Here is a 5,118-nt window from a genome sequence, read left to right on the forward strand (position 1 = left end):
CACCGGAGCCGTCGGCAGCAAGGAGTCCAAGCGGTCCATGATGCCGCCGTGGCCGGGCAGCAGCGTGCCCATGTCCTTGATGCCGAGGTCGCGCTTGATCATCGACTCGCCGAGGTCGCCGAGCGTCGCGCTCACCGCGACCGCGAAGCCGATGAGCAGGCCCTGCCACCACGTCCCGTCGTCGATCAGGAAGTGCATGCACAGCGCGCCCGCGGCCATCGCGAAGGTCACCGCGCCGAGCAGGCCCTCGCGGGTCTTGCCGGGGCTGATGCGCGGCGCGAGCTTGTGCTTGCCGAACCGCCAGCCGATCGCGTACGCGCCGGTGTCGCTGACCACGGTCAGGATCAGGAAGGTGAGCACCCGCTGCGGGCCGTCGTCCGCGGTGAGCATCAGCGCCACGAACGTCGCGAGGAAGGGGACATAGAACGCCGCGAAGACACCCGCGGTGACGTCCTTCAGATAGCCCTCGGGAGGCTCGGTCATGCGCCAGACGAGCACGGCGAGCGCGGTCAGCGCCATCGCCACCCAGGCGCCCTCGGCGCCGCGGACATACCCGGCGACGACCATCGCGGCACCGCCCACGGCGAGCGGCACGAGCGGCGCCTTGATGCCCTTGCGCTCTTCGAGGCGCGAGGTCAGCTCCCAGAGGCCGACCACCACGGCGACCGCTATGACGCCGACGAAGACCGCCTTCTCGATGAAGAGCGACGCGATGATGACCGCACCGAGCCCCACGCCGACCCCTATGGCCGCCCCGAGGTCACGGCCCGCGCTCTTCTTCTGCGGGGCTGGGGCGGGCTGTGGTGCGCCGGTCATGGGCTCCTGCGGCTTCTGCGCGGGGGGTGCTGGGGGCGCGGGCGGCGTCTCGTCACGGAACAGGGGGCCGCTCGGCTGAGCAGCCCCCCGGTCGTCGTCCTGGTGTCCGCCGCTCGCTGCTACGTCGGGAACGATGGGCATGGGCTGCGTCTCTGGAGGAGTCAGTGCATCCTGCGCATCGTATGCGGGACCCGCCGGGGCAGCACCCTGGACCGGTCCCTGGTCGGGCGCCCCCCAGTACCCGGCTCTGGACGGCGCCCCCCAGGAAGTGTCGTTCACGGAGTTCGGATTCCTCAGACCTAGATGGACGTCGAGCGGACTCGATCAGACCTCGAGCAGCTCGGCTTCCTTGTGCTTGAGCAGCTCGTCCACCTGGGCGACGTACTTGGCGGTGGTGTCGTCGAGCTCCTTCTCGGCCCGACGGCCCTCGTCCTCGCCGATGTCGCCGTCCTTGATCGCCTTGTCGAGGGCCTCCTTGGCCTTGCGACGGATCGACCGGATCGAGATCTTGGAGTCCTCGGCCTTGGTCTTGGCGACCTTGATGTACTCCTTGCGACGGTCCTGGGTCAGCTCGGGGAACGTCACCCGGATGATGTTTCCGTCGTTGCTCGGGTTGACGCCGAGGTCCGAGTCGCGGATCGCCTGCTCGATGTTGCGCAGGGCGGTCTTGTCGAACGGGGTCACCACGGCCATGCGCGGCTCGGGCACCGAGAACGAGGCGAGCTGGTTGATCGGTGTCAGCGCGCCGTAGTAGTCGGCCACGATCTTGTTGAACATCGCCGGGTGGGCACGACCCGTACGGATCGCGGCGAAGTCCTCCTTGGCGACCACGACGGCCTTCTCCATCTTCTCCTCGGCCTCGAGGAGGGTCTCTTCGATCACCACTTGCTCCTGCGTGTCTTGAGTAGGCCCGGCTTCCATGATCGGCCGGCTGCGTCGCGTCTCTTTCCTGCACGGTGTCCGACCGGCAGGGCTTTGTCCATCCCCTCGTCGGGGTCGTCCGACGGCGTCGTCGACCCCGAACGAGGGACGTACTCGGCTCAGGCCCGGGAGTCCTGGTCGCCCACGAGTGTGCCGATCTTCTCACCCTTGACGGCCCGCGCGATATTGCCCTCGGCGAGCAGTTCGAAGACGAGAATGGGCAGCTTGTTGTCCCGGCACAGGGTGACGGCGGTGGCATCGGCGACCTTCAGGTCGCGGGTGATGACCTCGCCGTACCCGAGGGAGTCGAACTTCACCGCGTCCGGGTTGGTCTTGGGGTCCGAGTCGTAGACCCCGTCGACGCCGTTCTTGCCCATGAGCAGGGCTTCGGCGTCGATCTCCAGGGCTCGCTGGGCGGCGGTGGTGTCGGTGGAGAAGTACGGCATGCCCATACCGGCGCCGAAGATGACGACGCGGCCCTTCTCCAGGTGGCGCACGGCGCGCAGCGGGATGTACGGCTCCGCGACCTGCCCCATGGTGATGGCGGTCTGCACGCGGCAGTCGATGCCTTCCTTCTCCAGGAAGTCCTGCAGCGCCAGGCAGTTCATCACCGTGCCGAGCATGCCCATGTAGTCGGAGCGGGCGCGGTCCATGCCGCGCTGCTGAAGTTCGGCGCCGCGGAAGAAGTTGCCGCCGCCGATGACGATGGCGATCTCCGCGCCGTCACGTACGACGGCCGCGATCTCGCGGGCGATTTTGTGCACCACATCGGGGTCGACGCCGAGTCCGCCGCCTCCGGCGAACGCCTCGCCGGACAGCTTCAGCAGGAAGCGCCCGGCTACTTTGCCGTCGTCACTCTTGGTGTCGGCCTTGGTCATGGAGTTCTCCTTGTGGTGCACATACGAAGAGGCCATTGCCGGTGGGGTGGTGTTCAACCCATGCGCGGCAATGGCCTCCTCGTCAGATCTTGCGGTCGTCCGTCGCGTGCGAGGGTCCCGTTCTTCCGGGTTTCCCTCGGGTACGCCGTCACGCCCGTCGCGTACGCCGCTGCGTACGCGGGCGACCGCGCTAGACCCTAGCGGGGTCCGGCGTCGATCGTGAACGGACTCAGATGCCGACCTTGATGCGCGAGAAGCGCTTCAGGGTGACACCGGCCTCCTGCAGGACCTTCTCGACGGACTTCTTGTTGTCGAGGGCGTAGGGCTGGCCCAGGAGGGTGGCGTCCTTGAAGAAGCCGTTGAGGCGACCCTCGACGATCTTCGGCAGGGCGGCCTCGGGCTTGCCCTCGGCGCGGGTGGTCTCCTCGGCGACGCGACGCTCGGCCTCGACGACGTCGGCCGGCACGTCCTCCTTGGCGAGGTACTTCGGCGCGAAGGCGGCGATGTGCTGGGCGACGCCCTTGGCGACCTCGGCGTCGGCCTTGTCGAGCTCGACGAGGACACCGATCTGCGGGGGCAGGTCGGGCATCGTGCGGTGCATGTACGCGAAGACGAAGCCGTCGGAGAACTGCGCGAAGCGGTCCAGGACGATCTTCTCGCCGAGGTTGGCGTTGGCCTCGTCGACGTACGCCTGGACCGTCTTGCCGGGCTCGATCTCGGACGCGAGCAGCGCCTCGACGTCGGCCGGGCTGGTCTTGGCGACGTGGGCGGCCAGCGCGTTCGCGACGGACTGGAACTTCTCGCCCTTGGCGACGAAGTCGGTCTCGCACTTGAGCTCGACGATGACGCCGGTGGAGTTGTCGTCGGCGATGAGGGAGACGACGGCGCCGTTCTCGGCGGAGCGGCCCTCGCGCTTGGCGACGCCCTTCTGGCCCTTGATGCGCAGGGCCTCGACGGCCTTGTCGACGTTGCCGTCGGCCTCGTCGAGCGCCTTCTTGCAGTCCATCATGCCGGCGCCCGTGAGCTCACGGAGCTTCTTGACGTCAGCGGCGGTGTAGTTCGCCATGATTCTCGAAAATCTTTCTCGAAGTCGAAGATCTACGGGTGAACGGCGGGGGCCGTGCTTGTGGCACGGGCCCCCGCCGTCAGCAGCTGATGCTGCCCAGACTCAACCGTCAGGCCTGCTCGGCGTCCGCGGCCGGGGCCTCGGCGGCGTCCTCGGCCGGCTTCTCGTCAGCCTTGGGGGCCTCGGGAGCCTCGTCGGCCTTCGGAGCCTCGTCGGCCTTGGGGGCCTCGGGGGTCTCGTCGGCCTTCTTCTCGCCCTCGAGCAGGTCGCGCTCCCACTCGGCGAGCGGCTCGCCCGCGGCCTTCTCGCCCGGCTTCGAGTCACCGGTGGCGACGCCGGAGCGGGCGATGAGGCCCTCGGCGACGGCGTCGGCGATCACGCGGGTGAGCAGGGTGACGGAGCGGATCGCGTCGTCGTTGCCCGGGATCTTGTAGTCGACCTCGTCGGGGTCGCAGTTGGTGTCGAGGATCGCGACGACCGGAATGTTGAGCTTCCGGGCCTCGCCGACCGCGATGTGCTCCTTCTTGGTGTCCACGATCCACACGGCGCTGGGCACCTTGGACATCTCGCGGATACCGCCGAGGGTCTTCTCCAGCTTGGCCTTCTCGCGGGAGAGGACCAGCAGCTCCTTCTTGGTGAGGCCGGAGGCGGCCACGTCCTCGAAGTCGATCTGCTCGAGCTCCTTGAGGCGCTGCAGACGCTTGTAGACGGTCGAGAAGTTCGTGAGCATGCCGCCCAGCCAGCGCTGGTTCACGTAGGGCATGCCGACGCGGGTCGCCTGCTCGGCGATGGCCTCCTGCGCCTGCTTCTTCGTACCGACGAACATGACCGTGCCGCCGTGGGCGACGGTCTCCTTGACGAACTCGTAGGCGCGGTCGATGTACGACAGCGACTGGAGCAGGTCGATGATGTAGATGCCGTTGCGCTCCGTGAAGATGAAGCGCTTCATCTTCGGGTTCCAACGGCGGGTCTGGTGACCGAAGTGGACGCCGCTTTCCAGCAGCTCCCGCATCGTGACGACGGCCATGGCCGTACTCCTTGGTTTTCTCGGTTATGTCCTGACGCCCGGCACGCGCCGTGCCACGTACTCGCGTACGGGACCGAAAGGCGCTGACACCGTTGGCTGTGGGAGCCAGATGTCGGGGCGTGCGAAGTCGACCCGGTGACCCGGATCGCCACATGAAGTGTACGGGACCCGCGAGGCGCCGGGTGACGCCGCTGTCCACAACCGGCTGGTAGTCCACCGTTCCCGGCCATGATCCCCGCGGAACGGCGCGGGGCGGGACCGTTCTGGCATGACGTGTGAGCGACTGTCCCGGGTGCGGGGCGTGACGAAAGTGGCGGTGTGGGTCCTGGTGCTGCTGGCGCTGACCTGTGCGTCCGTGCGGGCGGCCGGGCCGGGGCCGGCGCCGCCTCCGGGCCGCGCGCAGGCGCCGG

5 protein-coding genes are annotated in these 5,118 nt (G+C 68.3%); all 5 read right to left on the minus strand.

Annotated elements, in window-relative coordinates:
* On the minus strand, window positions 1-1,095 hold a 1,095-nt coding region (locus STRAU_RS19160; RefSeq protein ID WP_078621330.1), incomplete at its 3' end, for a phosphatidate cytidylyltransferase.
* Window positions 1,096-1,140: 45 nt separating this feature from the next.
* The gene (gene frr, locus STRAU_RS19165) at window positions 1,141-1,698 is read right to left on the minus strand and encodes a ribosome recycling factor (protein ID WP_037660417.1); all 558 of its coding nucleotides are present in this window, start codon (window positions 1,696-1,698) and stop codon (window positions 1,141-1,143) included.
* Window positions 1,699-1,856: 158 nt separating this feature from the next.
* The gene (pyrH, locus tag STRAU_RS19170) at window positions 1,857-2,615 is read right to left on the minus strand and encodes a UMP kinase (protein WP_037660416.1); all 759 of its coding nucleotides are present in this window, start codon (window positions 2,613-2,615) and stop codon (window positions 1,857-1,859) included.
* Window positions 2,616-2,844: 229 nt separating this feature from the next.
* The gene (gene tsf / locus STRAU_RS19175; RefSeq protein WP_016642023.1) at window positions 2,845-3,681 is read right to left on the minus strand and encodes a translation elongation factor Ts; all 837 of its coding nucleotides are present in this window, start codon (window positions 3,679-3,681) and stop codon (window positions 2,845-2,847) included.
* A gap of 109 nt (window positions 3,682-3,790) precedes the next feature.
* A complete protein-coding gene (gene rpsB, locus STRAU_RS19180; protein WP_016642024.1) occupies window positions 3,791-4,708 on the minus strand; it encodes a 30S ribosomal protein S2 in 918 nt (305 codons plus the stop codon).
* Window positions 4,709-5,118: the final 410 nt, after the last annotated feature.

It is taken from the genome of Streptomyces aurantiacus JA 4570, assembly GCF_000414115.1.
Lineage (GTDB): Bacteria > Actinomycetota > Actinomycetes > Streptomycetales > Streptomycetaceae > Streptomyces > Streptomyces aurantiacus_A.